Origin of the sequence: Natrialba chahannaoensis JCM 10990 (genome assembly GCF_000337135.1) — an archaeon.
Classification (GTDB): Archaea; Halobacteriota; Halobacteria; order Halobacteriales; family Natrialbaceae; genus Natrialba; species Natrialba chahannaoensis.
Genome location: NZ_AOIN01000059.1, coordinates 105,794 through 127,769 on the forward strand (window position 1 = coordinate 105,794; position 21,976 = coordinate 127,769).

Annotated in this window: 22 protein-coding genes; 11 read left to right on the plus strand and 11 right to left on the minus strand. The window is 62.4% G+C overall.

Translation table 11 applies throughout. From position 1 onward, the window contains the following. The first annotated feature begins 519 nt into the window (after positions 1-519). Complete coding sequence (locus C482_RS10730) at positions 520-1,518, plus strand: DnaJ domain-containing protein (protein ID WP_006167644.1); 999 nt, start codon at positions 520-522, stop codon at positions 1,516-1,518. Between the two features lie 30 nt (positions 1,519-1,548). Here C482_RS10730 and menD read toward each other — a convergent pair whose 3' ends face one another. The 3 genes from menD to C482_RS10745 are packed head-to-tail and all read right to left on the minus strand — an operon-like array spanning position 1,549 to position 5,692. After that, positions 1,549-3,399 carry a 2-succinyl-5-enolpyruvyl-6-hydroxy-3-cyclohexene-1-carboxylic-acid synthase gene (gene menD, locus C482_RS10735; protein ID WP_006167645.1) on the minus strand — a complete coding sequence of 617 codons (1,851 nt, stop codon included), beginning with the start codon at positions 3,397-3,399 and terminating at the stop codon, positions 1,549-1,551. Next, positions 3,396-5,021: an isochorismate synthase gene (locus C482_RS10740; RefSeq protein WP_006167646.1), complete on the minus strand. Its 1,626-nt coding sequence runs from the start codon at positions 5,019-5,021 to the stop codon at positions 3,396-3,398. The genes menD and C482_RS10740 overlap by 4 nt, the downstream gene beginning before the upstream one ends. 32 nt (positions 5,022-5,053) lie before the next feature. Then, positions 5,054-5,692, minus strand: a complete 639-nt coding sequence (locus tag C482_RS10745) for a sulfite oxidase-like oxidoreductase (protein ID WP_006167647.1) — start codon at positions 5,690-5,692, stop codon at positions 5,054-5,056. A gap of 281 nt (positions 5,693-5,973) precedes the next feature. On the opposite strand from C482_RS10745, the gene C482_RS10750 reads away from it, so the two are divergent. Continuing rightward, complete coding sequence (locus C482_RS10750; RefSeq protein WP_006167648.1) at positions 5,974-6,273, plus strand: hypothetical protein; 300 nt, start codon at positions 5,974-5,976, stop codon at positions 6,271-6,273. 234 nt (positions 6,274-6,507) lie between these two features. Continuing rightward, positions 6,508-6,732 carry a ribbon-helix-helix domain-containing protein gene (locus C482_RS10755; RefSeq protein ID WP_004215841.1) on the plus strand — a complete coding sequence of 75 codons (225 nt, stop codon included), beginning with the start codon at positions 6,508-6,510 and terminating at the stop codon, positions 6,730-6,732. A gap of 263 nt (positions 6,733-6,995) precedes the next feature. On the opposite strand, the gene C482_RS10760 is transcribed toward C482_RS10755, so the two are convergent. After that, positions 6,996-7,193 carry a DUF7550 family protein gene (locus tag C482_RS10760; protein ID WP_006167649.1) on the minus strand — a complete coding sequence of 66 codons (198 nt, stop codon included), beginning with the start codon at positions 7,191-7,193 and terminating at the stop codon, positions 6,996-6,998. A gap of 156 nt (positions 7,194-7,349) precedes the next feature. Between C482_RS10760 and hisF the strand changes: the two genes are divergently transcribed. Together hisF and C482_RS10770 are read left to right on the plus strand one after the other, a co-directional pair. After that, positions 7,350-8,165 (plus strand): imidazole glycerol phosphate synthase subunit HisF, encoded by an 816-nt coding sequence (gene hisF, locus C482_RS10765; protein WP_006167650.1) that lies wholly within the window; start codon positions 7,350-7,352, stop codon positions 8,163-8,165. 77 nt (positions 8,166-8,242) lie between these two features. Beyond that, on the plus strand, positions 8,243-9,082 hold the full coding sequence (locus C482_RS10770) for a Zn(II)2Cys6 transcription factor domain-containing protein (RefSeq protein WP_006167651.1): 840 nt from the start codon (positions 8,243-8,245) through the stop codon (positions 9,080-9,082). On the opposite strand, the gene C482_RS10775 is transcribed toward C482_RS10770, so the two are convergent. The 3 genes from C482_RS10775 to C482_RS10785 all read right to left on the minus strand — a co-directional run bounded on the left by C482_RS10775 (position 9,079) and on the right by C482_RS10785 (position 10,831). Beyond that, positions 9,079-9,525 carry an ester cyclase gene (locus C482_RS10775; protein WP_152421996.1) on the minus strand — a complete coding sequence of 149 codons (447 nt, stop codon included), beginning with the start codon at positions 9,523-9,525 and terminating at the stop codon, positions 9,079-9,081. The genes C482_RS10770 and C482_RS10775 overlap by 4 nt on opposite strands. Before the next feature lie 321 nt (positions 9,526-9,846). Continuing rightward, positions 9,847-10,131, minus strand: coding sequence for a DNA-directed RNA polymerase subunit L (locus C482_RS10780; protein WP_006167653.1), 285 nt, complete (start codon positions 10,129-10,131; stop codon positions 9,847-9,849). 238 nt (positions 10,132-10,369) lie between these two features. Further along, a complete protein-coding gene (locus C482_RS10785; RefSeq protein WP_006167654.1) occupies positions 10,370-10,831 on the minus strand; it encodes an SPW repeat domain-containing protein in 462 nt (153 codons plus the stop codon). A gap of 185 nt (positions 10,832-11,016) precedes the next feature. On the opposite strand from C482_RS10785, the gene C482_RS10790 reads away from it, so the two are divergent. From C482_RS10790 to C482_RS10805, 4 genes are all read left to right on the plus strand, one after another. Further along, a complete protein-coding gene (locus C482_RS10790; RefSeq protein ID WP_006167655.1) occupies positions 11,017-13,020 on the plus strand; it encodes a rhomboid family intramembrane serine protease in 2,004 nt (667 codons plus the stop codon). Between the two features lie 384 nt (positions 13,021-13,404). Further along, positions 13,405-14,169, plus strand: coding sequence for an ABC transporter ATP-binding protein (locus C482_RS10795; protein WP_006167656.1), 765 nt, complete (start codon positions 13,405-13,407; stop codon positions 14,167-14,169). Further along, a complete protein-coding gene (locus C482_RS10800) occupies positions 14,159-15,553 on the plus strand; it encodes an ABC transporter permease (RefSeq protein ID WP_006167657.1) in 1,395 nt (464 codons plus the stop codon). Before C482_RS10795 ends, C482_RS10800 begins: the two co-directional genes overlap by 11 nt. Then, complete coding sequence (locus C482_RS10805) at positions 15,553-16,785, plus strand: ABC transporter permease (protein WP_006167658.1); 1,233 nt, start codon at positions 15,553-15,555, stop codon at positions 16,783-16,785. Before C482_RS10800 ends, C482_RS10805 begins: the two co-directional genes overlap by 1 nt. A 31-nt stretch (positions 16,786-16,816) precedes the next feature. On the opposite strand, the gene C482_RS10810 is transcribed toward C482_RS10805, so the two are convergent. Together C482_RS10810 and C482_RS10815 are read right to left on the minus strand one after the other, a co-directional pair. Further along, positions 16,817-17,458: an METTL5 family protein gene (locus C482_RS10810; RefSeq protein WP_006167659.1), complete on the minus strand. Its 642-nt coding sequence runs from the start codon at positions 17,456-17,458 to the stop codon at positions 16,817-16,819. A gap of 9 nt (positions 17,459-17,467) precedes the next feature. Further along, on the minus strand, positions 17,468-17,887 hold the full coding sequence (locus C482_RS10815; protein ID WP_006167660.1) for a hypothetical protein: 420 nt from the start codon (positions 17,885-17,887) through the stop codon (positions 17,468-17,470). Positions 17,888-18,052: 165 nt separating this feature from the next. On the opposite strand from C482_RS10815, the gene C482_RS21145 reads away from it, so the two are divergent. Further along, positions 18,053-18,220 (plus strand): zf-TFIIB domain-containing protein, encoded by a 168-nt coding sequence (locus tag C482_RS21145; RefSeq protein WP_006167661.1) that lies wholly within the window; start codon positions 18,053-18,055, stop codon positions 18,218-18,220. Positions 18,221-18,476: 256 nt separating this feature from the next. Here C482_RS21145 and C482_RS10820 read toward each other — a convergent pair whose 3' ends face one another. After that, on the minus strand, positions 18,477-19,499 hold the full coding sequence (locus tag C482_RS10820) for a disk-shape morphogenesis protein volactin (RefSeq protein WP_006167662.1): 1,023 nt from the start codon (positions 19,497-19,499) through the stop codon (positions 18,477-18,479). 95 nt (positions 19,500-19,594) lie between these two features. After that, positions 19,595-20,533, minus strand: a complete 939-nt coding sequence (locus C482_RS10825; protein WP_006167663.1) for a DUF7139 domain-containing protein — start codon at positions 20,531-20,533, stop codon at positions 19,595-19,597. A 251-nt stretch (positions 20,534-20,784) separates the two neighbouring features. Here C482_RS10825 and dph2 point away from each other — a divergent pair, with 251 nt between their 5' ends. Continuing rightward, entirely contained in the window at positions 20,785-21,846 is a 1,062-nt protein-coding gene (gene dph2, locus C482_RS10830; RefSeq protein ID WP_006167664.1) for a diphthamide biosynthesis enzyme Dph2, read from the plus strand. The last annotated feature ends 130 nt before the right edge of the window (positions 21,847-21,976 follow it).

Genomic DNA, 21,976 nt, shown 5'->3' on the forward strand with positions numbered 1-21,976 from the left:
GATTCTACGTCTTCGGTTTGAGAGCCACAGCAGTCCGATCCACTATCTGATTCAGAACCTACGTCTTCGGTTTGGGGACCACAGCAATCCGATTCACCGCTCGATTCAGATCCTATTTCTTCGATATGAGGCCCACAGCAATCCGACTCACTATCTTGCTCGTAACGATTTGAAAGGCGATTCCAGAGGCGTTCGGGTAGGCTTTGAGCCATTACATCAAATTGTATTTCTACGATCTGTATAAGGCTTTGGGTAATGGGATGCCAACCAATTTGCTATGTGAAAACATGCAACACTAATTTGTAGTTAGCACCTCGTGACCTCCGTCACAGCACCGAGCTCGTCATAGATTCACTAGTATTCGCAACGCTAGGCACCCCAATTCAATATAGCACTATCTGGTTTACTAGGTCTAAACTGAACACTGCTTCCAATCGAACAACAACAAAACAATTCAGGACAACAACACTTACCACCCAAGATATTGTTCTACTCCGATAGACGACTGGCTGATAGCCGATGGGTGAAACGTACTACGACGTGCTCGATGTCGAGCCAACCGCCACACAGGACGAACTCGAGTCCGCCTACCGCGAGCGCGTCCTCGAGACCCATCCGGATCACAACGACGCCCCCGACGCGACCGAGCAGTTCCAGCGTGTCTCGACTGCACGCGAGGTGCTAACCGACGAGGCCGAACGAGCGCAATACGATCGCCTCGGGCACGATGCATACGCTCGCTCCCAAGATAGCGGTCCCGAAACGCAGGCAGGGTACGCGAGTACGAACGCCGCGACAACAGCAGAGCAGCAAACGAGACAGGAGACGAATCGCGGCCGCCGAGCGGGGCAGCGGCGGACTCGCGACTGGTCGTTCGAGGAGATTCGCCAGGAGGCTGAACGGGAGCAGGCGCGGTCCCAATCTGGGTCGCGGTCCAGTTCTCGGGCCGGCTCTCGGTCTCGATCCCGGTCTGGTTCCCATAGTCAGCACACGAACGACACCCAGCACAGCAAACAGACACAGCACCAGCACGACCAGACCCGAACCACCACAGGAACAACGAGCACAGGACCTGAATCAGGAGGATCAGCAACTCAGACGGACAGTACAGCCGACGCCGACACCAATGTCGACTTTCAGTATGCCGTCCACGACTGGAACGACGAGGTGGAACTCGAGTGGCAGGGACGAACGCTCGACCACCAGACTGTCGTCGGGCTCGCCTGCATCTGGTTACTCTACCCGGCGTTCATCTATGCGAGCCTGACGCCGACGTTTCCAACGAGTGCCAATGCAATCGTCGCCGTCTGTACGCTCGGACTCGTCGCCTACCTGCTGACACTGCCCCGAATCGCAGCCGGCATCTTCGGTTCGTGGAGTCTGCTCGTGTCAGTTGCGCTTCTCACGATCGAGGCGATTCCGATCGCCGTGCTGTCGATCTACGGCTTTCTCACGCTCGCGGGTGTCTGGGTGCCGTTCGGGTATGCGCTCGCCGTCTGGTGGGTGTTGCGGCCCTGACCCTGCACATCAGAATTCTAAAATTACGCGCTAGTCGTCATCTGCGCCGACCGCAGCCCGAACCGCCGCATCTAGCTCCTCGCGCCGCCGGTGGCTCGCTGCCGAGTCGAACTCGACCGAAAGCACCTGCGTTCCCTCACTCGCGAGCGACTGCCGATACGCGTCCTCGAAATCCGTCGTCGTCACGCGTTCGAACTCGAGTTCGTACAGTTCTGCGAGCGCGTCGAACTCGAGTCCGTGGGGCGTTTTGAACTGCGACGTAAACGGCGGGTCGAACTCCTCGACGGGGAGTTTGTGGAAGATTCCACCGCCGTCGTTGTCCAACAGGACGATTGTTGCGTCGACGCCGCAGCGCTCCAGTGCCAGCAGGCCGTTCGAATCGTGGTAGAACGCGAGGTCGCCGGTGACGAGCACGAGCGGCTCGTCGGTCGCGCTGCCGGCTCCGAGTGCCGAACTCGTGATGCCGTCGATACCGCTCGCACCGCGGTTTGCGAGAACCGTGAGATCCGCTTCGCGTGGGCGACCGAAACGGTCGCCGTCCCGGATCGGCATGCTGTTCGAAACGAAAACCGTCGCCGGGTCCGGAGCCGCCTCGAAGACGGAGGTGAGGATCGCGCCCTCGAACGGCGTGGACTCGAGTGCCTCATCCGTGCACGCGTCGTCGCGGTGGGTCCAGTGGATGTGTTCGGCCTCGGCGAAGCGGGTTCGCCAGCCACTCTCGCTGGCGGCAGTGCTGGTGGTACTGGTGCTAGTTCTGGTACTGGTATCTACGAGTTCGTCGGCTAGCGTCCCGAAAACCGCACCAGGTTCGGCAGCGACCAGATCAGTGGTGGTGAACGTCGCCTCGCGCCACGCACCAGCGGGATCAAGCAGGAACTGCCGCGTATCGGCATCTCGGAGGAAGTGCCGGAGCCGTTTCGAGGTTGGTGAGGCACCGAATCTGAGGACGGCGTCAGGTGCTGGCAGTTCGTCGATGTAGCCGTCGTAGCCACCGTAGATCGGCTGCGTGTCGGAGGCAGATCCGTCAGGGGCGACGTGCGGACCAAACCGAAGATTCGAGAGTGGATCCGCGAGCACCGGCGCACCGACCGCATCCGCGACGGCGACGACGTCGGCGGGGTCCAGCTGAGACAGTGACAGTGTCACCGGATCCGCAGGCCCCGCGACGATAAGCGGGCGCGCGGCCGACTCAAGTACCGCCCGAAGCGAGTCGACATCGGTGGCGTTGACCGTCCCCCGCTCTAGCTCCCGTGTCTCGACGAACGCACCGTCGCGACCGCGTCCAGCAAGCGTCTCGGAGAACGCATCTGGAACGGACTCGAGTCCGTCAGTTTCGATCGGCTCGAGTGGCTTCCGGAAGGGGCAGTTGAGGTGGACGGGGCCGGGTTCGGAGACAGTCGTCTCGAGGAGCGCGCGTGCGGCGCTCGTCCGAAGACTGCGAACGGTTCGCTCGCTCGCTTCGGGAACGGGGAGTTCGGCGTGCCAGCGGACGGCGTCACCGTAGAGGTCGAGCTGGTCGACGGTCTGATTTGCGCCGCTGTCGCGTAGCTCTGGCGGGCGGTCGGCCGTGAGTACGAGCATCGGGACGCGGGCCTGGTCGGCCTCGATGACGGCGGGATGGAAGTTCGCCGCCGCCGTGCCCGAGGTGCAGACGAGCGCCGTTGGCTCGCCGGTTCGGCGCGCGCGTCCGAGTGCGAAGAAGGCTGCCGAGCGTTCATCCAGGTGCGAGAAGACCTCAATCCCCGGGTGCTCGGCGAATGCGATGGTCAGCGGCGTCGACCGGCTCCCCGGTGCGAGACAAACCGCCTCGAGCCCGCCCGCCGCGAGTTCGTCGACGAGAATGCGACCCCAGAGCGTCGCGCGATTTGGGTGAGTCGTCATCGGGGGTATGGTCGTTCGCCACCGGTTTCGGTGGCGGCCGAGTCAAGCTGCGTTTCGGACTGGTCCGAACTGGCTTTCTCTGGGCGCAATTCGTCCAGAATCGGCCGGAACTTGAGCTGTACTTCGTCCCACTCGTCGTGTGGATCACTGTCTGCGACGAGGCCGCTTCCGGCAAACAGCGTCACGCGTTCGTCCGTTGCGACGCCGGATCTGAGCGCAACGGCGAACTCACCGTCGCCGTTGCCGTCGAACCAGCCGATCGGCGCAGCGTACCAGCCCCGGTCGAACGGCTCGGTTTCGTGGATCGTCTCCCAGGCCTGGTCCGGGGGCATGCCGCCAACTGCGGGCGTCGGATGCAGCGCTTCGACGAGTTCGAGCACGTGCGTCACCTCGTCGTCGAGCGTCGCCTCGATCGGCGTCCGGATGTGTTGGATGGTCGCCAGCCGGCGAATCTGCTGGTCGTCGGTCGTCAGACTGCTGGTCACCGGCGTCAACTGGTCGCGGATCGCCTCCGCGACGAGGACGTGTTCGTGCTGAACCTTCTCGCAGTCACGGAGCTGGTCGGCGAACTCCTCGTCCGCTTCAGGTGTCTCGCCACGCGGGGCAGAGCCCGCGAGCGCCTCGGTTTCGACATGCTCTCCGCGTTTCGAAACCAGTCGTTCCGGCGGCGCGCCAAAGAACGTTCCGCTGGCGTCGTGGGAGCCAGCGTGGCTGTGGTCGATCAAAAACCGATAACAGTTCGGATACCGCCGTCGCAGCCGTTCAAGCGTCGCCGGCACGTCGATCTCGGCGTCGAGCCCAACTGACAGCGACTGGGCGAGTACGACCTTCCGAAGCGTCGTCGTCTCGATGCGCTCGATCGCGTCTTCGACCTGCTCGACCCACGCCGCGCGCGAGGTCGTCCGTTCGGTGTCGGTGACGCCCGGCGGCGACCCACTCGAGCGCATCGCGGGGAAACTCGAGTCCGCCAGTCGATCGTGCCAGTCGTCTAGGCGCTGGGTTGCGGTGTCGGCGTCCAGGCTGACTGCCGTGAGCCACGTCGTCTCGTCGCTCCGGACGACGAGCACCTGCGGAACGACGAACGAGGCGGCGGTGAAGCCGTGCCACGGCGCGGTGGTGGGTGTGGCGTCTGTGGCGGAGTCCGACTCTCTATCTGTATCTGAGTCTGTAGCTGTATTGGCACTACTCTCGAACGAATCGTGAAACGACAACCCACCGAACGCTCGCGGGCGGGCCACTGCCGGCCCGTCGTACTCGAGTGCCTCGAACGTTCGGGCGGCCTGTTCGCGAACGTCGTCGAATCGGGTCGGACCGGTTGCGGTGAATCGGGCGGCGACGCCGCGGCCGACGATCTCGAGTCCGTCGGGGGTGGCCCACTGGATGCGGGGCTCGTGGCGGGTGTGAGTGGCAGTGTCAGTGTCCGTATCGGTACCGATGTCAATATCGATATCCGCGTCCAGCAGTGCCCCAAAGGAGATGTCCGCAGCCGCGTCAGTAAGTTCGCGACTCCGACTGCAGAGGGACGATGGGATTGGGGGTGTGCGGTCGTGATCATGATCGCGATCACGATCGTGAGACGGTGCAGTTCCCGCCAGTTCCCCCTCGCCCGGCGTACGATTCATCGAGCACAGTTCAGGACCGACGCGCCTTCAGCCTAACTATATCGCTCCTCTTGCCACGGGTTCGCCGTCTCGGAGTAGCCGCGTCGTTCCCAGTAGCCGAGTTCGGGTTCAGTAAGGAACTCGACTCCGTCGACCCACTTCGCGCCCTTGTAGGCGTACTTGTGCGGGGTGACGACCCGGAGCGGGCCGCCGTGGTCGGCAGGGAGGGCCTCGCCATCGTACGCCCACGCGAACAGAACCTCCTCGCGCATGCAGTCCTCGAGTGGCAGGTCCGTCGTGTAGTTATCGAGTGCGGAGAACATAATGTGGACGGCGTCGTCGTCGACACCGGCCAGGTCGGCGAGAGCGGGGAATGGAACGCCGGTGAACTCGCAATCGAACTTGCTCCAGCCGGTGACACAGTGGAAGTCCTGACGCTGGGTTTCACTCGGTAGGTCGCGAAACTCGCCCCACGACAGCGAGAGTTCGGTCTCGACGGCACCGGTGACGGTGAACTCCCAGGTATCAGGGTCCCAGTCAGGCGTGCCGCTCTTCGAAAGGACGGGGAAGGCAGTCGTTTCGCGCTGGCCGGCAGGGAGTCGGTCGTCGCCAAACTCGTGGTAGAGGTCGGTTACGTCTCGGACGGACGTGTTGGCGTCGCCGTCTGTCGTCTCGGTCGACTCCGTGGTCATGGCTGACTCTTCGTGGCGAGCTACGTAGGTGTGACGCCACGCGGACAGGCATCGACAGGGAAGGCCGACTCAGTTCGCGCTGGCGGCAACCAAAAGCAAGGGACACCGTGGGTGGATTAGAGATGACAGCAGGCCGTACGAGCAGCCGGACGAAAACAGAGATTTCCAGGCAGGGAGCGCGGTCGAAACAGTCTGAAACGACGCACGTCGCAGGCAAGTCGGAGCCTTCCGTTCGAAACCCTCGCCAGCACTTAGTACAGTCTCGTCGAGACCATATCCGTATGGCGAGCAAACAGCAAATGACAGAACGGGACGTCTCCAAAGAGTCAGCAGAGGCAGTTGGCGAACAGGCCCTTGGGCCCGCGTTCCTCGCGGCAGCGGCGTCCGTCGGCCTCTCGTGGTACTATTTCTTCATGCGCGGGGACCGCGAGCGAGGACTGTTTGTCGGCCTCTGGCCGCCAACGATCCTCGCGTTCGCGAGCTACTTCAACCAGCGGAAGATGCGCCAGCAACTCAACAGCATCACGCAGCCAGGAACCACAATCAAGAACGCCCTCGATTCGATGATGGGCAACCGATAGCCTGGTAGCTCACACCTCGACGCTCGACGACCCGGCCGACCGTCGACTTCCCGATTTTCACACACTCGAACGCCGTTCGACTACCCACTGACACGCTTCTTTCGATACTCGACAGTCCTCTCAGCTAAATCAACGCGTACCTGAACCGTCAAAAATAGTCGAAAACTATTGTTGTGTCGGTCGCTGCAGAGTCCCCGTCAAACCTAAATACCCCCTCACCGAAAGCCGAATCAGATGCCGAAAGTAGAGATCACAATCCCCGAACACCTCGAGATGCAGATCGCCCAGATGGTCGAGCGCGGCGAGTTCGTCAACCGTGAGGAGGCAATCGAGGACCTCCTCTCGACGGGCATTAAAGCCTACAAGACCAGCGGGCCGATGGACGAAGAGGAAGCAGCCGGCGGTACCGGCCTCGAAGACGACGGAATGATGGGACACGACGACGAGTACGTCTTCTAATTTCAGTTCGATCATCGACCGAGTGTCAGACGGATAGCAATTCGAACGGTTCGATCCGCGGCTTGCCGCCGACAGTCACCCGTCTCCTGTTTCGTCTTTCGTGTTCCGCGCTGGTCGCGGATCCACCAACGCACCAAGAGCGATCGGTAGGTGCCGAAGAACAGTTGATGAACAGGAACAGGAACAGTCAGTGAGCACTGGCAAGTGGCGTTCTACCTGTCAAACTCACCGACCACCATCTCTGAGTCGGCACACCCGTGTTCCTACAGTCCCATCGCGACCAGTGGAATCCCAAACGAGATCACGACGCCGACGACCATGACGAGAAAGCCGATGCCAACCGAGCGCGAGGAGTAGTCACTCATCGGTGCAGTCGTCCGATCGGCTGCGAGGTCGTGGCCGACATCTGCGGCCGAGTCGTGGTCCGCAGCGGGTTCCGTGTCGTCCGTATCGTCTGCCATACCTTTGCGTTTCCGCCTCAGTTCCTTAAAGACAGCTATCGAATTCGTTATTGACGGACCGCTGACCGACCTGCTCCAACAAATCCGAACACGGTCGCGTTACCTGATCCAGTCTCCTTTACTACGCTGGGTGCAAAGGCTCGGACAAGACCAGCAATGGCACTGACAAAGCGAATCATCCCGTGCATTGACGTTGATCTCGATGAGGACGGGAATCCGGCGGTCTACACCGGCGTCCACTTCGAGGACCTGCAATACACTGGCGACCCCGTCGAGATGGCCAAGGCGTACAACGAGTCGGGAGCCGACGAGTTCGTCTTCCTCGACATCACCGCCTCTGCAGAGGGGCGCGAAACCATGCTCGACGTCGTCAAGCAGGTCGCAGACGAGGTGTTCATCCCGCTTACCGTCGGTGGCGGCATCCGAACCACCGAGGACATCAAAGAAACCCTCCGCGCCGGCGCGGACAAGGTCTCGATCACGACGGGTGCACTCGAGCGCCCCGAACTCATCAACGAGGGTGCGCGCGCGTTCGGCAGCCAGTGTATCGTGATCAGCGTCGACGCCAAACGCCGCTTCGACGAGGGCGGCGAACACTACGTCGAGATCGATGGCGAATCCTGCTGGTTCGAGTGCACGAAGAAGGGCGGCCGCGAGGGAACCGGAATCGACGTAATCGAGTGGGCCAAGGAGGCCGAATCCCGCGGCGCTGGCGAGTTGTTCGTCAACTCGATCGATAAGGACGGCACGAAGGACGGCTACGATCTGGCGCTGACGGAGGCGGTCTGTGAGGCTGTCGACACGCCGGTGATCGCCTCATCCGGCTGTGGCGGCCCGGAAGATATGTACGACGTGTTCACGGAAGCCGGCGCGGACGCTGGTCTCGCAGCGTCAATCTTCCACTTCGACGAGTACTCGATCGAGGAGACGAAAGACTACCTCGACGACCACGACGTGCCGGTCCGGTACTGAACGCGCAGCGCCAGTACCAACGCCAACGCCGCTCGCGTTCAATACGCTTATATCACCGCGGTCCTGCCCTCCTACCAGTGAAGTGGCGGTGCACCTGGTGTGGAAAACCACACGCCGAGAACGACCCTCCCTGTGACAGTTGCGGACACAATACCTTCGAAGAGGCAGTTGTCCGGCAGGACGAGGCTGGCCAGAGCGCCCAATCGGCCATCCAGACCGTCGACACCGGCACCACCTACGTCTGGGTCTGCTCGAACTGCGGCCGCCAGCACGTCAAGAACAACCCGCCCTGCGCTCGCTGTGGCGAACACAACCTGGAGAAAACCGAACAGCACTACGACGAACTCGAGACCGAACTCGAGACGCCGAGCTGGTTCGAGGTCGCCAAACCGTACCTACCGGTGTTCGGCGTCATCGGCATCGTCTTGTTGCTGTTTGGAACCGGTATTATCTCGCCGTCGATCATCCCCGGGATCGGCTCACCAACGCCGCCAGAGGCACCCGGAAACAGCACTGAAGCCGCCGGAATCGATCTCGACGCCGTCGAGTCGCAGGTCGTTGACCAGCTCGCAGTCGACCGAGGGGGAAATAGTCTGGACACCGACGACGCGCTCATGGCGTACGCGACCTACCACAACCGCGTCTTTATCGAGGACGAGTACGGCGACGGCAGCCACAGCCCCGAGCGTCCGAGTGAATTCGACGTCAGTTGTCAGTCCGACCTCGTCAGCACGCCGCTGTCGCCGTTCGAGGGCGACATCCACAGCTACACCGACGAGGACGAGCTCGCGGCGGGCGTGACCGAGGTGCTGGTCGAACTCGACTCGGTGACGGAAGAGTACGACGTGGCGTCCGACGGCTTTGACCTTCACGTCGCGCCCGACGGGACGATTTACGTCTTCTACGCGGCGTGTTAGGCCCGCGAGGCAGGTACCAGTTCGTCGACCGGCGGAACGACGCCCAGTTGCTGGAACAGTCCCAGCACGTCGTAGCTCGTCCACAGTTCGACCATGGCACCGTTCTCGACTCGATACAGTTCCATGCCGGTAACCGAGACCTCGGTTCCGGTCGGTTTGATGCCGAAGAACTCGCCCTTGTGAGTGCCATGGGCAGTGTACCTGAGGGAAACGAACTCGCTTTCAGCAACCAGTGAATCGACCTCGTAGGTCACGTCGGGGAACACCTCGCGGTAGGTTTCGACGTACGCCCGGTAGTCGTCGCGGTCTCGTGGCTCGTCGGGTGCAGCAGGGTCGTGCAGGACGAACTCCTCGGCGAACACCTCCGAAATCGTATCGAGGTTTCCCGCCGACCAGATCTCTTCGGGATCACGCCGGACCAGTGTCTTGTTTGCTATTGACATTGTAATTGTCATTGTCATGTGCCTCACGTTCGTATTCGTGCCGTTCCGAAGCGTGACGAAAAGCGGCAACACAAAATCAGTGCGCACGGATCGCCTCGAAACGACACCACCAGTAGCACCGCCAGCGATCTAATGCTATCTCTCGGGGTACTCGAGTACGTGACTGTCGCGGACAGGATCGGTTCGAGTCGGATTCTGCACGGAGTGATAGTATAATGGGGGTACGACGGCAGTATTGAGACAGGTCACCCCGGTTCGACTGTACCCCTGGCTTCGGGGTTGAAGCGACGTAGCAGCGAAGCGTAAGTGGGAGAACAGTGGTTACGCGGCCGCTTCGAACGCCTTGCGGAACGCGACTGCCTTCTCGCGTACGTCGACTGCTGCCTCCTCGAGTGCATCGAGGGGGTCGACGTCGTTTTCGGTCTTGATCGTCAGAATTGGTTCGGTCTGTCCACCCGACTGCTCGGGGTTCACGTCGTACGTTGCTGCGCTGATGTCGTCGTGTTCGAGCAGTGTGCCCTTGAGGACGTTCATAAAGGTGTGATCCTCGCCGGCGATTTCGATCGAGAGTTCGTCCTCGCTGCTCTCGGTGACCCGCAGTTCCATGCCACGTCATCCGTTCGTCGGGCGCTTGTACCTTTCGAAGCCGTTTCCGGTTCTCGCTGCGACGCGTCGCCTGAAGTAGGCGTCTCTTTGAGAGTAGGTGGGTTTCTGGGGACGGGGTATCTGGTGTGTCTCTGCGGGCAGACATGTCTCTATGGGTGTCGAGTCGAGGAAAGAACAAACGCGGGCGACTGGGTGGTGCGTAGCTGACCATTCGTGGCCGCCCCCTCCAACGTTCGTCTCAGGCCCGCGTCCGAGCGCGTTCGGGTGCCTCTGTCCTGTTGTTCTCGTAGGCGCTGTAGGCCGACAGAATGGCGACGACGAGGCCGGAGAGCATGGTACTCGTCGCGAGGTCAGTACTCCCCATCTCGATCGCAAACGGCGAGACGAGCGCCCAGAGGCCGAGCAGGACGGTGAGTGAGGCGACGCTGACGTTCGCAAGGCGATTCCTCGTGAGTCGGTAGAAGTTGTAGCCGGCGAGCAGGAAGATCGCCGTCCCAACGAGCGTGTTGTTCCAGATCGCCGCTTCCGTGGACTCGATGAGGAACGGCGATGCGACGAGCCACAGGCCGACGAGCGCGGCAAGCGCGCTCACCCACTGCATCACGTCTGTATTGATCACGTCGCGGTCAGTTTGGGACGTGCTACGGTCGGTCCCGCCGGTATCAGTGTCTGAACGATCGTCTGATGGAGTTGTGCTCATAATTCACATGGATTAATTCGACCGACGAGTAAAACGACAGTGCCTGCGCCTGTCGGGATGAGAATCCGGGCCAGACGCCGTTGAAGCGAGCGCTCACGGACGGAAAGCAAAAGACAGGGACGGCACCGACGTACGGGTCGATAGCGACAGAAATCCCTATACGCCCGCGGGCGAACCAGTCCCACATGCGCCCGGTTACAGCCCTCTTTGCGGCCATTATTGTCACTACGTTTGCGCTCTCGGTAGCCGTGGTGAGTCGTCTCCACCGACCGGGCACGCGCTGGCGAAATATCACACGGCAACGGCTGCTCTTTGGCGTCCCGTGGGGTTCGCTCGTCGTCATCGGCACCGTGATCGCCGTCTACCTCTTCGTCCAGGACGGGATCACGAACCTCACAGAGCCCGTGACGATTCCGTACCGGGCCTGGTCGTACTTCACGCCGCTTGGCATCGCGACCGCCTCGTTCTCTCACGCCAGTCTGGGCCACCTCACCGGCAATCTCGCCGGCGCAGCGGTCGCCGCGCCGATTGCAGAGTACGCGTGGGGCCACTACCCCAGCCGCAACCGGACAGACGAACCCCGCTCACGCGATGACGAGCGAGGCCGCGTCCGTTCCCGACTCGAGTGGCTCCGCACAACGCCCTGGATTCGAGCGTTCATTCTCTTCCCACTCGCAGTGATCGTGCTCGGTCTCGTCACAAGCCTGTTCGGACTCGGACCTGTCATCGGCTTCTCGAGTATCATCTTCGCGTTCGCCGGCTTCGCCATCGTCCACTACCCGATCGCGACGCTGATCGCGACAGTCGCCGTCCAGAGCGCACTCCTGACGGTCTCGCGGGCGCTGCAGGACGCGGTGAGCGTCTACGTCGCGACACCGAGTCCGGCGACGGCTCCGTCCTGGGCCGGTATCGCGATCCAGGGACACGCGCTCGGCTTCTTCCTCGGGCTCGTGCTCGGGCTACTCGTCCTCGAGCGCCGCAACGAGCGGCCGAACCCGTTTCACCTCTGGCTGGCCGTCCTTCTCTACGCCTTCTCGAAGGGGTTGTGGCAGATTTACTGGTTCGGCGAGGGGAACTCCTACCTGCTCTTTCGAGGACCCGGCGTCGCCATCGTCGTCGTGCTCGCGCTCGTCATCACGCTCGCGAGTGCCGCCCCGGATCGACCGGTTCCGAAGCGACCAGTTCGATCGCTTCTTCGGCGGCTGACCAGCTCTGGTAGCCGCAATGGCCGGCGGACCTCCAAATCGAGTTCCGTCAGCAACGGCGGCCCAGACGCAACTCACCGCTCGCGAATCGAGCGGGTACTCGAGTTGTCTGGGGCCGGAGCCAAAGGCGGAAGCGAAGACGGAAGCGAAGACGAGTTTAATCCCTCATCGCCGGACATAACGGGTGACCGCAGGGATCGGATTCGGGAGCTGTCAATCGGCGCGACTCCAGACAGCGGAGAGAAGCCACACACGCAGACAGTAGCAGGAACCACAGCGTCGAGGATGACCCAGCGCGGCGTCGCGTTTCTGGCCGTGGCACTCGTGCTTGCGGTGCTCGCGGGGATGGCGATTCCCGTCAATCTGGCAGTCGTCGAGTCCACAAGCGACGGAGCAGCACCGGGTGCGATCGAAGTCGGCGGGTACATCGTCGAGTACGACGAGAACGCGTCGAACGAACTGGTTTCGGGGATCGGACTCGACGTGGCGATCAACGATTCTGGACTGGCCGGAAGCGGCGTGATTGTCTCAAACGAACGCCACAGCATCTGGTTGGAAGCGGTGACGAAAGAGCAACTCGAGGCGACTGGCTCCGAGACGGTGACCGTGGGCGAGCCCGGCTGGCGAGAGACGGTCCACGTCGAGCGGACGGGTTGGGAGCCGGTCGGCGGTGAGAGTGTCTATCAGGTCTGGCTGTGGCTCGAGGGCGACGAGGAGAACCGCCAGCTGGCCTACGAGTCCGAGGAGTCGATTGCGGAAGCGATTATCAACGGCCGGACGGTGACGCTGGGGTCCGACGCCGGCGAGTTCGTCCTCGAAGTCGAGGAAATCGAGACGGAAGCGACGAGTACGACGGCCGTGCCGGGCGAGAACGAGGCGGTCGAAGCCGGCGGTGTGGTCTTCGAGCGAACTGAGGACGTACTTGTGGCCTCGTCGGACGGAACCGAGGTCGTGATCGCGACGATGGAAGATCACGAGTACTGATCGACTTGGAGCTGCGTGTTCCGATTCTTACAGTCATACTCATACTCACACTCACACTTACACTCACACTTCACATCACGAGCGCAACCCGCCCCCATGTTTCGGGCTCACTGAGACTCTGTTTCGTTGAACACTCGGTTCCGCAGAACACTCGCTCGTACGTTGACGTTTCACGCTGTTGCGAGCGCCTACACTGTTCGTTCGCCGGCGGTAACTGGCACAACGAGGGCGAATACGACAGTAGGTGGGTGGTATCGTTCGGGTCTGGGATGACAGAGAAACCGACGAATCGGCCACACCGTTAACCGCCACATGGCAGACGGAAGCCGGACAGAAACAATGGCCCGGTGATCCGTCTTCTCGACCGAGTTGAGCGCTGCACAGATGATCCACCGCGTACTTGGAAGCCTGGCGTCGTCGGCGGCACAGACTGCGGACGACCACCGGACACCGTCTGCTGTCCGACTCGCGGACGTGACACACGAGTACGGGACGGGCGGGAGCCGATTTCGAGCGGGCGACCGCCGAACCGTCACCGCGCTCCGGAACGTCTCGGTCGATATCCAGCCCGGCGAAATCGTCGGCCTCGAGGGACCGAGTGGCAGCGGTAAGTCGACGATTCTCCACCTCGTCGCCGGGCTGCTCGTGCCGACCAGCGGCACCGTCCAACTTCACGGCACGGAGCTCTCTGCGCTCTCGAACCGGAAGCGAACGCGCGTGCGCCGCCAGCACGTTGGGATCGTCTTCCAGCACTTCCACCTGCTTCCCTCGCTCTCCGCGCGAGCGAACGTCGCACTGCCGCTCGTCCAGACCGGCGTCTCGAAGCGCAAACGTCGACGACGCGCCACAGCATTGTTGGAGCGAGTCGGCCTCGGCGACCGAACGACGCACCTCCCCAGCGAACTCAGCGGTGGCGAGTGCCAGCGCGTCGCCATCGCCCGCGCACTCTCGACCGACCCCGACGTCGTCATCGCCGACGAGCCCACCGGCGAGCTCGACACCGCGACCGGCGAGACCGTACTCGAGTTACTGACCGAGATTGGTCGTGAGCGGGCGGTCATCCTCGCCTCGCACGACGAGGCGACACTCGCAGTCGCGGACCGGGTACTCACGTTGCGGGACGGACGGGTGGTTTCGGATGGTGGGTAGCCGTGGGCCGTCGGATGAGCGGGGAGATGGTGGAGAGCGCGGAGAGAGTGGGGAAGATGGAGAACGCGGTGGACGTGAGGACAGCGACCACGAGAACGACCCAGTAGCCGAAGCGTTCGACGCGCGCGAGACGAGTCGAACGCGCTGGGTCGGACTGCTCAGGCTCTCGGTTGCCAGACTCTGGCGGCGAGCGACGAAGGCGACCTCGGGCCGGATCGTCGCGACCATCGCCGCCGTCGCGATGACCGTCGCGCTGCTCGTGCTCGTAACCGGCATCGCGCTCGCGCTCGCCGACGGCGGCACGACGAGCGAGAACGATGCTACCGCCCAGATCATGCCCGAGTCGACGGACCTCCTCGCCTCCGTCAACGGCGTCGAAGGAGCCCGACTCGGTGAGACGAACGAACGCGCGGCGACCATCCGCGAGGAACCCGGCGTCGACCACGCGAGTCCGGTTCTCATCGAACCGGTACGACTCGAGCACGACGGCGGCGAGGATAGCCCCCAGACCGTCCTCCTCGTCGGCGTTGTCCCAGACGACGAGTCCCGGACCGTCGCCGGCCTCTCGACTGGGGCACTCGAGTCCGGTGATCCGCACTACGCGGACGGCTCCTACACCGGGCCACAACGCGGCGAGATCGTCCTCTCGAGTGCCGCGGCCGACCGTCTCGACGCAACCCAGGACGACGACCTGGCCCTCTCGAGTTCGCAGTTCGAGGCGATGGGCGTCGAGAGTCCGGCGATAACGGTCACGGCAGTCGAGGAGCCGTCCGGCGAAAGTGACGACGAGGGCACCCCTGTTGCGCTCGTCCACCTGAGCGAGCTCCAGACGTTCGCGGGCGCGAGCGAGGGCGAACTCGCAGACCAAGTGCTTGTCTGGGGCGAGGACGACGCCGCGACGGCCGCCGCGAATGGGGCTTATCCCGACGAAACCGTCGACGCGCCCGACACCACCCACCCGTCGCTCCTGTTCGACGACGGACTGGCGTTCGTCACCAGCGCCCTCGCGCTGCTCGTCGGCGTCACCATCTGCGCCGCCTTCGTTGCGACGACCGCCGGCATGACCGTCAACGAAGACCGGCGTATGCTCGCTGTACTCGAGTCCGTCGGCTTCCCGACCCACAGTCGCCTCGCGGTTGTCGCTATTTCGACACAGGTGTTGACGCTGTGCGGAGCGGTGCTTGGCGGCGTGCTCGGGATACTGGCGATTCACGGCGTCAATGCCGCCGCGAGCGCGGGCGGCGCACCGGGAGCCGTCGCGCAGGCCCACACCCTGTTTGTCCCCTACGCCGTCGCCATCGCGTTTGTCGCCGGGTTGATCGCGATTCCGTATCCGCTCGTCGTTGCGGCCCGGACGTCGGTGCTCGCAGAGGTGAGTCGCTGATGGGACTGCTCTCGCCATTCGTCCGGACGCGGGCCGTCATCGGTATCGCGCTTGCACAGCTACGGCGGTCGCCCGGGAGAACCGTCCTCGCCGTTCTCGCAGTTACCCTCTCGGTGCTCGCGATCACCCTGCTCGCGAGTCTTGGCGTTGGCGTCGTCGAGGTCGGCGAAACCGGTCTGGACAACGCCGACCGGGACATCTGGGTCACCAGCGATCCAGTCGATCCATCCGCGAACGGGGCCGAGAACCCGATCCCCGACGCACACGGCACGTCCGCCGCGCTCACTGAACGCGACGACATCAGTTCGGCCGCACCGCTCGCGATGCACCAAGTGTACATCGGGACGGAGCCGGACCAACTCGAGCGCACCACTGCCGTCGGCGTTCAGGAGACACACGACGGCTTCGACTTCGAGGCCGGCTCAGGGTTCGATCATGCGGAGCTGCCGGACGAAGGCGAGCGGCCGACTGAGCCACAGACTGCCGAAATCGTTCTCGATCCGCAGGTTGCGGAAGACGCTGGCGCAGACGTCGGCGACACAGTCTACGTCGGAACGAGTCGCCAGACCGCGCCGGAGTACGAGTTTACCGTGGTCGGCATCGCGTCCTACTACTCGCAGTTCCTCGGAACGCCCGCGGCGACGGTGCCGCTGCCGGACCTGCAGATCGTTGCCGGGACGACGGGAACGGACCGCGCGACGTTCATCACCGCCGACGTAGAGGACGGGACCGATCAGGAAGCTGTCCGCGACGACCTGGCGACGGAATACCCCGAGTACGACGTGCGGACCAGCGACGAGCAGATCGAAGCGATGGTCGCCGAACAGCCGCTCGTCCTCGCAAGCGGGATGACGCTGGTCGGGCTGGCCGTCGTGGGCGGTTCGGTGCTCACCATCAACCTGTTCGCGCTCATGGTCACCCAACAGCGCCGCGAGCTCGCCGCACTCCGGGCTATCGGACTCTCTCGCGGGCTTCTCTCGGGGATGATCGCCGCACAGGGACTCGTTATCGGACTACTCGGCGGTATCGTCGGCGTCGCCGCGACACCACTACTCGCGGACGGGCTGAACCGCGTCGCGCTCTCGTTGGTCGGCTTCGAAAATCTGCTTCGAACGCCCGTCGAGGTCTACGCCGCCGGCTTCGCGCTCGCACTCATCGTTGGTACAGTCGTCGCCGGCATCACCGGCTGGCGCGTCGGACGCACGCTGAAACTCGAGCATCTCGAGCAGTGAGTGTCGTCCAGCCAGCACGGTAGAAACCGCATCACGCCCACTCGATCCGAAAGACCTCCGCCGCGAGTTCCTCGCTCTCCGAGGTATGGAACTCGAAGCGGCGCTCGATCGGAAATGCGGCCCGAAACGCGTGGGTCACCGTCCCGCCCTCGTCGGCCGCGTAGGACTCGACGAACTCCTGGCTTCCTTCGTTGTGAATCGTGTAGGAAACGGCCGCGAGCGAGCGAGCGGCTTCGAGAAACTCCCGATCTGCGTGTCGATTACCACGCTGTGCACCGAACGGTGGGTTCGAGAGCACGGTTGCAGATCCTGCGGAACGTGAGAACGAGAAGGGCAGCGGCTGTCGCGAGACATCTGCCCGAACCCAGTCTGTCTGCGAATCTGCCCGGACGCGCGCTGCGTTCTCCCGAGCGAGTGCGAGCGCGTCAGGATCGAGATCGACGCCGAGAACCTGCTTGGCACCCGCGAGTGCGGCCGCGCTTGCCAGCATACCGGTGCCGGTGCCGAGATCGATCACCGGCCCCTCGAGGTCGTCCTGCAACCCAGCTAGATGCGCAATATGGGCCGCAATCTCCGGCGGCGTGAGATACTGCTCTAACGATGGCGACGGCGATTCAAAATCAGCGATCGACTCGAGTTCACGCGCGAGCGTCCGCCGGGAACGACCTGCCATGCGGACAGCTCAGTCGTCGAGCGTGAAGGAACCCTCGGACCCGTTCTCGTGGTCGAGATCGAACACGAGGCCCTCGCGCTCAGCGCGTTCGGCACAGGCGGCGAGAGCGGGACGGACCTTCTCCGGGTTCGCAACGTCGTCGATGGCGACCGTGACGGTTCCCGCCCCGAGGAACGACGCGGCGCGGACGTAGTCGCGAACACGGTTGATTTCGTCCTGAGTCGCGAGCGAGCAGTCCTCGTCGAAGCACGCCTCAACCGTCAGTTCGACAGGCGAGAACCCTTCGGCAGCGAACTCGCGCTTGAGATCGCGGAGGTGGCCGGGCGCGGTGGACTCGAGTGCACTGGCTTCAACGGAGACGGGGCTAACATCGGCTGGTCGACAGCAGTCGATCGTGGTCGGGTGGTCGGCGGATGACGTGGTGCTCATACAACCACATACATGAGTTGCATACAAAAACCTTTGTAAATGTTCAGTAGTAATACGCAAGTGGCAGTAAGTCGCGATTTCGGCGCTCCAGTCGGGTTACACGCTTCATGATGGAAATGCAGAAAGTTCGAATAGAGTTAAGGAGTGGCCGTGAGAGTAATGAGTATGGAGTGTCCACGGTGTCAGAGCTCGCTCGAAGAACTCTCTCTGGGGGAGGTGTCGACCGTCTCCTGTCCACACTGTGCGTACGCGGATATTCCGGTCGAGCACGAGCGCCCACCCGAGGAGCGTGAATCCTGGCGCGACGCGTTCAACCGATTTTATGACGACTGAGCGGTTCTAACGGAGTTCAATGCAAGTCCCAACGCCAACAGCCAGCTAGTTGGTTCCGAGTTCCATTGAGACGCAAGGCTTTGATCTGTCTATCATCCACATTGGATTGACAGTTCCACTCCTGGACTGGCACTACGGCTCTCTCTGTACTCGAGTACGTGCGCAAAAAATCGAGTGACTGAAACTGACAGTCGATGTTCGATGTTCGATGTTCGGCGTCCGGACAGTGGAGTCCGAAGCTCGAACAACGGTCAGCTTACTCGTTTGCGGCTGCGGCTTCTGCTTCGTCGTCGTGGTCGATGTCTTCGTCCGAGCGGGCTGCGACGAGGCCACCGCGGGCCACGCTGTACAGCGGCTCGTTCGCGTGCGTCACGTCGCTGATCGAGAACGGGATGCTCGCGTCCTCGAGATGGTCACGGAACAGCGCCTCGAAGCCGCTTGGGCTCGAGGTACCGCCGGTGACGACGACAGGAACATCGAGACCTTCCTCGACGTCTTCCTCGTCGACTTCCGAGACGATGTTGTCGATGACGTAGTCGAGCAGGTTCTCGTAGTAGATCGAGAGCGCGCCCTCGACGCCGCCGACGTCCGTCGTGAAGTCCAGTTCGAAGTCGTCCTCCTTGATGGAAGTGACCTTGTCGACGGGCGTGCCCGTCGCGCGGGCGGCCTGCTCGTCGACCCAGTCGCCACCGCGGGCGACGGAGAACTTCATCACGGGGACTGCGTAGTAGGACAGACAGACGTTCGTCATCCCGGCACCGAAGGAGATGCCGAGCCCAGTGAAGTTGTTGTCCGCGAGTTCGCTGTAGATGACGGACATCCCCTCGTTGATCGGTTCGGAGTCGTATCCCATGTCGTCAAGGAACGACTCGATCGTCTTCTGGTGGTACAGTGTCGAGAGATCCGAGTCGATCGGATCGGCCGGCGAGGAGAAGTAGAGCTTCTCGTCTGGGTAGGCCGGCTCACCGACGACCTGTTCGATGATGAGCTTCATCATCGGGATCGCGCTCTGCTCGTCGTTCGAGAGGATCCCGTGTTTCATCGGCCGGCGGGTCTCCTTGTTGAAGATGTTTGCAAAGTTCAGGGCATCGTCGCCGACGACGTACACCTTGTCGTCCTTGCGGATGTGCAGAACTTCGCTCCGCGAGAGCATCTGCTCGGCCATATCCGAGTACTCGATCTCTACGAAGGAATTACGCTGTTGCACGAATACCGTGTCGTTCCCATCCTGTTGTGCAGACAGGATGTTCATGGTTCCGACGTCTAGGCCTTTCGCCATGGTTGGGCAAGGCGGCCGATAGATTATAAATCTATGTACCTAAAACCTATAGACGGAAATTCACAAAGGATTTAGTGTTAGAGCGCTCGAAACGCCTATTCTCGTCGAACAGCGGACCGAACCCGTTCAAGTACTGCGGTGAGCGGGGACAGCAGGCCATCGCCGGACCGACGTCTACCCGTAGTTTCGGTCGGCCCCTCGGTTTCCCCCTGCCGCTGCTCGCGCAGTTCCTTCAACTTCGCCGTCTGATCGTCGACCGTCGATTGCGAGGTCGTCGTCTTCGTCTCGCCACCTTTCAACCCCTTGAGACCTTCGACCTGCGCGTCAACGCCGGTCGAGCGAGTTTTCTTCGTCCCCGCATCGGTATCGACTGAGACACTGTCGAACTGATCCTCGGAGAAACTCAGGCGTTTGTGCTCGGTCTTCTCGACACCACCCCAGGAGAGTTCGACACCGTCCATCGCCTCGTCGATGTCGCGTTCGATATCCGCGTCCGTGTATTCGGGGCCGGACTTTTCGTTCTCATCTTTGCCCACCTCAACCGTCTCGACCTGGCGAGCCAACTCGAGATAGTGGGCGACGAGCGCGGCTCCAGTGGAGGCCGTGATGCCGGCCAGTCCGACCGCGTAGGTCGCCGTTACCTCGACGGTGTAGTCGGTCTCGCCCATGAAGTTCCAGCTATCGGGATAGGCGTATAGGAACCCAGCCGTTGCGACAACGGTAATCGCCGCGCCGACCACCGAGACGCCGATAACTCGGCGATCAGCGGGTAAGAGGACGACGACACCGAGGATCATCGCCGGAAGCGAGAGCATCCCGAGTGCGTACGCAGGTTGAACCCACATGAAGTACGCCGCGTCTGCTCTGCTGAACGTGCTGCTCCAGAGAAAGAGCACCAGTGCGACCACCGCCAGGCCGATCCCACCCAGGAACAGACCGAACCCGAGATAGACGTCGGTCCGGTTCTCGGGTTCGCCGATATACCGGCGGTAGAGGTCGAAGAGATAGCCGTCTGTAGACCGTTCCGCTGCCATTACCACCCCGTTTAGACTCCAGTACTATGACTGTTGGGTCGGGTTCGAAGAAAGGACAGTTCGGACGGAGACACAGTTTGGGCGGGGACAGGGACAGGGACAGGACACAGTGCGGACGGGCAACTCGAGTACAATCCATTTCTGTCAACTCAAACCGACTGACGAACTCCGGCACGGCGAGCGCTCTCGTCCGAGACGCGGTGACACAGAGAAGCGCCGCCGTTATACGTTCGTGGCCGTTAGGACGGCCAATGAGCCAGGAGTCGGAGTCAGAGTCGACGTACACCGAAGGGGATCTTCGGAACACCGGAATGCAGCTCAAGCACGACCGCGAGTGGGACTACGAACTCGATCGGATCATCGACGCCATCGAGGAACGCGACGCCGAGAAGGTCGGGCTGCAGTTCCCCGAGGGTCTCAAGCGCCGCGGTCCGAAGGTAGCAGACGACCTGCGCGAACTCGCCGACGACGACGTGACCTTCATGCTCTCGGGCCAGCCCTGCTATGGGGCCTGTGACCTCGATACGTATCTGATGAAGCGCACCGACGTGTTCGTCCACTTCGGCCACTCGCCGATGAAGAACACGGACAAGGTCATCTACGTCCCGCTGTTCTCGAACGTCGAAGTGCTCCCGATTATGGAGGAGGCACTCGAGACGCTCGAAGATCCCGAGGAAACCGAGGGTGTTGGCCTCGTCACGACGGCCCAGCACATGAATCGCTACGAGGAGATGTCGGCGTTCCTCGAAGAACACGGCTACGAGGTTCACAGCCGCCGTGGCGACGAGCGACTCACTCACGAGGGGCAGGTCCTGGGATGCAACTACGCAAGCGCGGACGTGCCCGCCGACCAGGTGCTCTACGTCGGCGGCGGGAAGTTCCACCCGCTCGGACTCGCGATGGAACACCCCGACAAGCACGTCGTCATCGGTGACCCGGTCAACAACGTCGTCACCGTCGCGGACACGGAGAAATTCATGAAGCAGCGCTACGCCTCGGTTCACAAGGCGATGGACGCCCAGAAGTGGGGCGTCATCTTCTGCACTAAGATCGGCCAGGGTCGCTGGGATCAGGCCCAACAGATACTCGAGAACAACGACGACGCCTACCTCATCACGATGGACGAGGTTACCCCTGACCGCCTCCGGAACTTCGACATGGACGCGTTCGTCAACACTGGCTGTCCGCGGATCACGACAGACGACGGCCCGCAGTTCTACAAGCCAATGCTCACGCCCGGCGAATACGAGATTGCCGTCGGGAACAAGCCACTCGACGAGCTTTCGTTCGACACGTTCCACGGGACCTGGTAGTCTCAGGTCTCGTTGGGTCTGACTTCGACTCCGCTTCTCCTCAATCTGACTTCCAGATCGTCCGACGTTCCAACTGTCCAACGTTCCAACGTGCTGACTGCCCCAGCAGCGCAGTCGGGAACGGCGACAC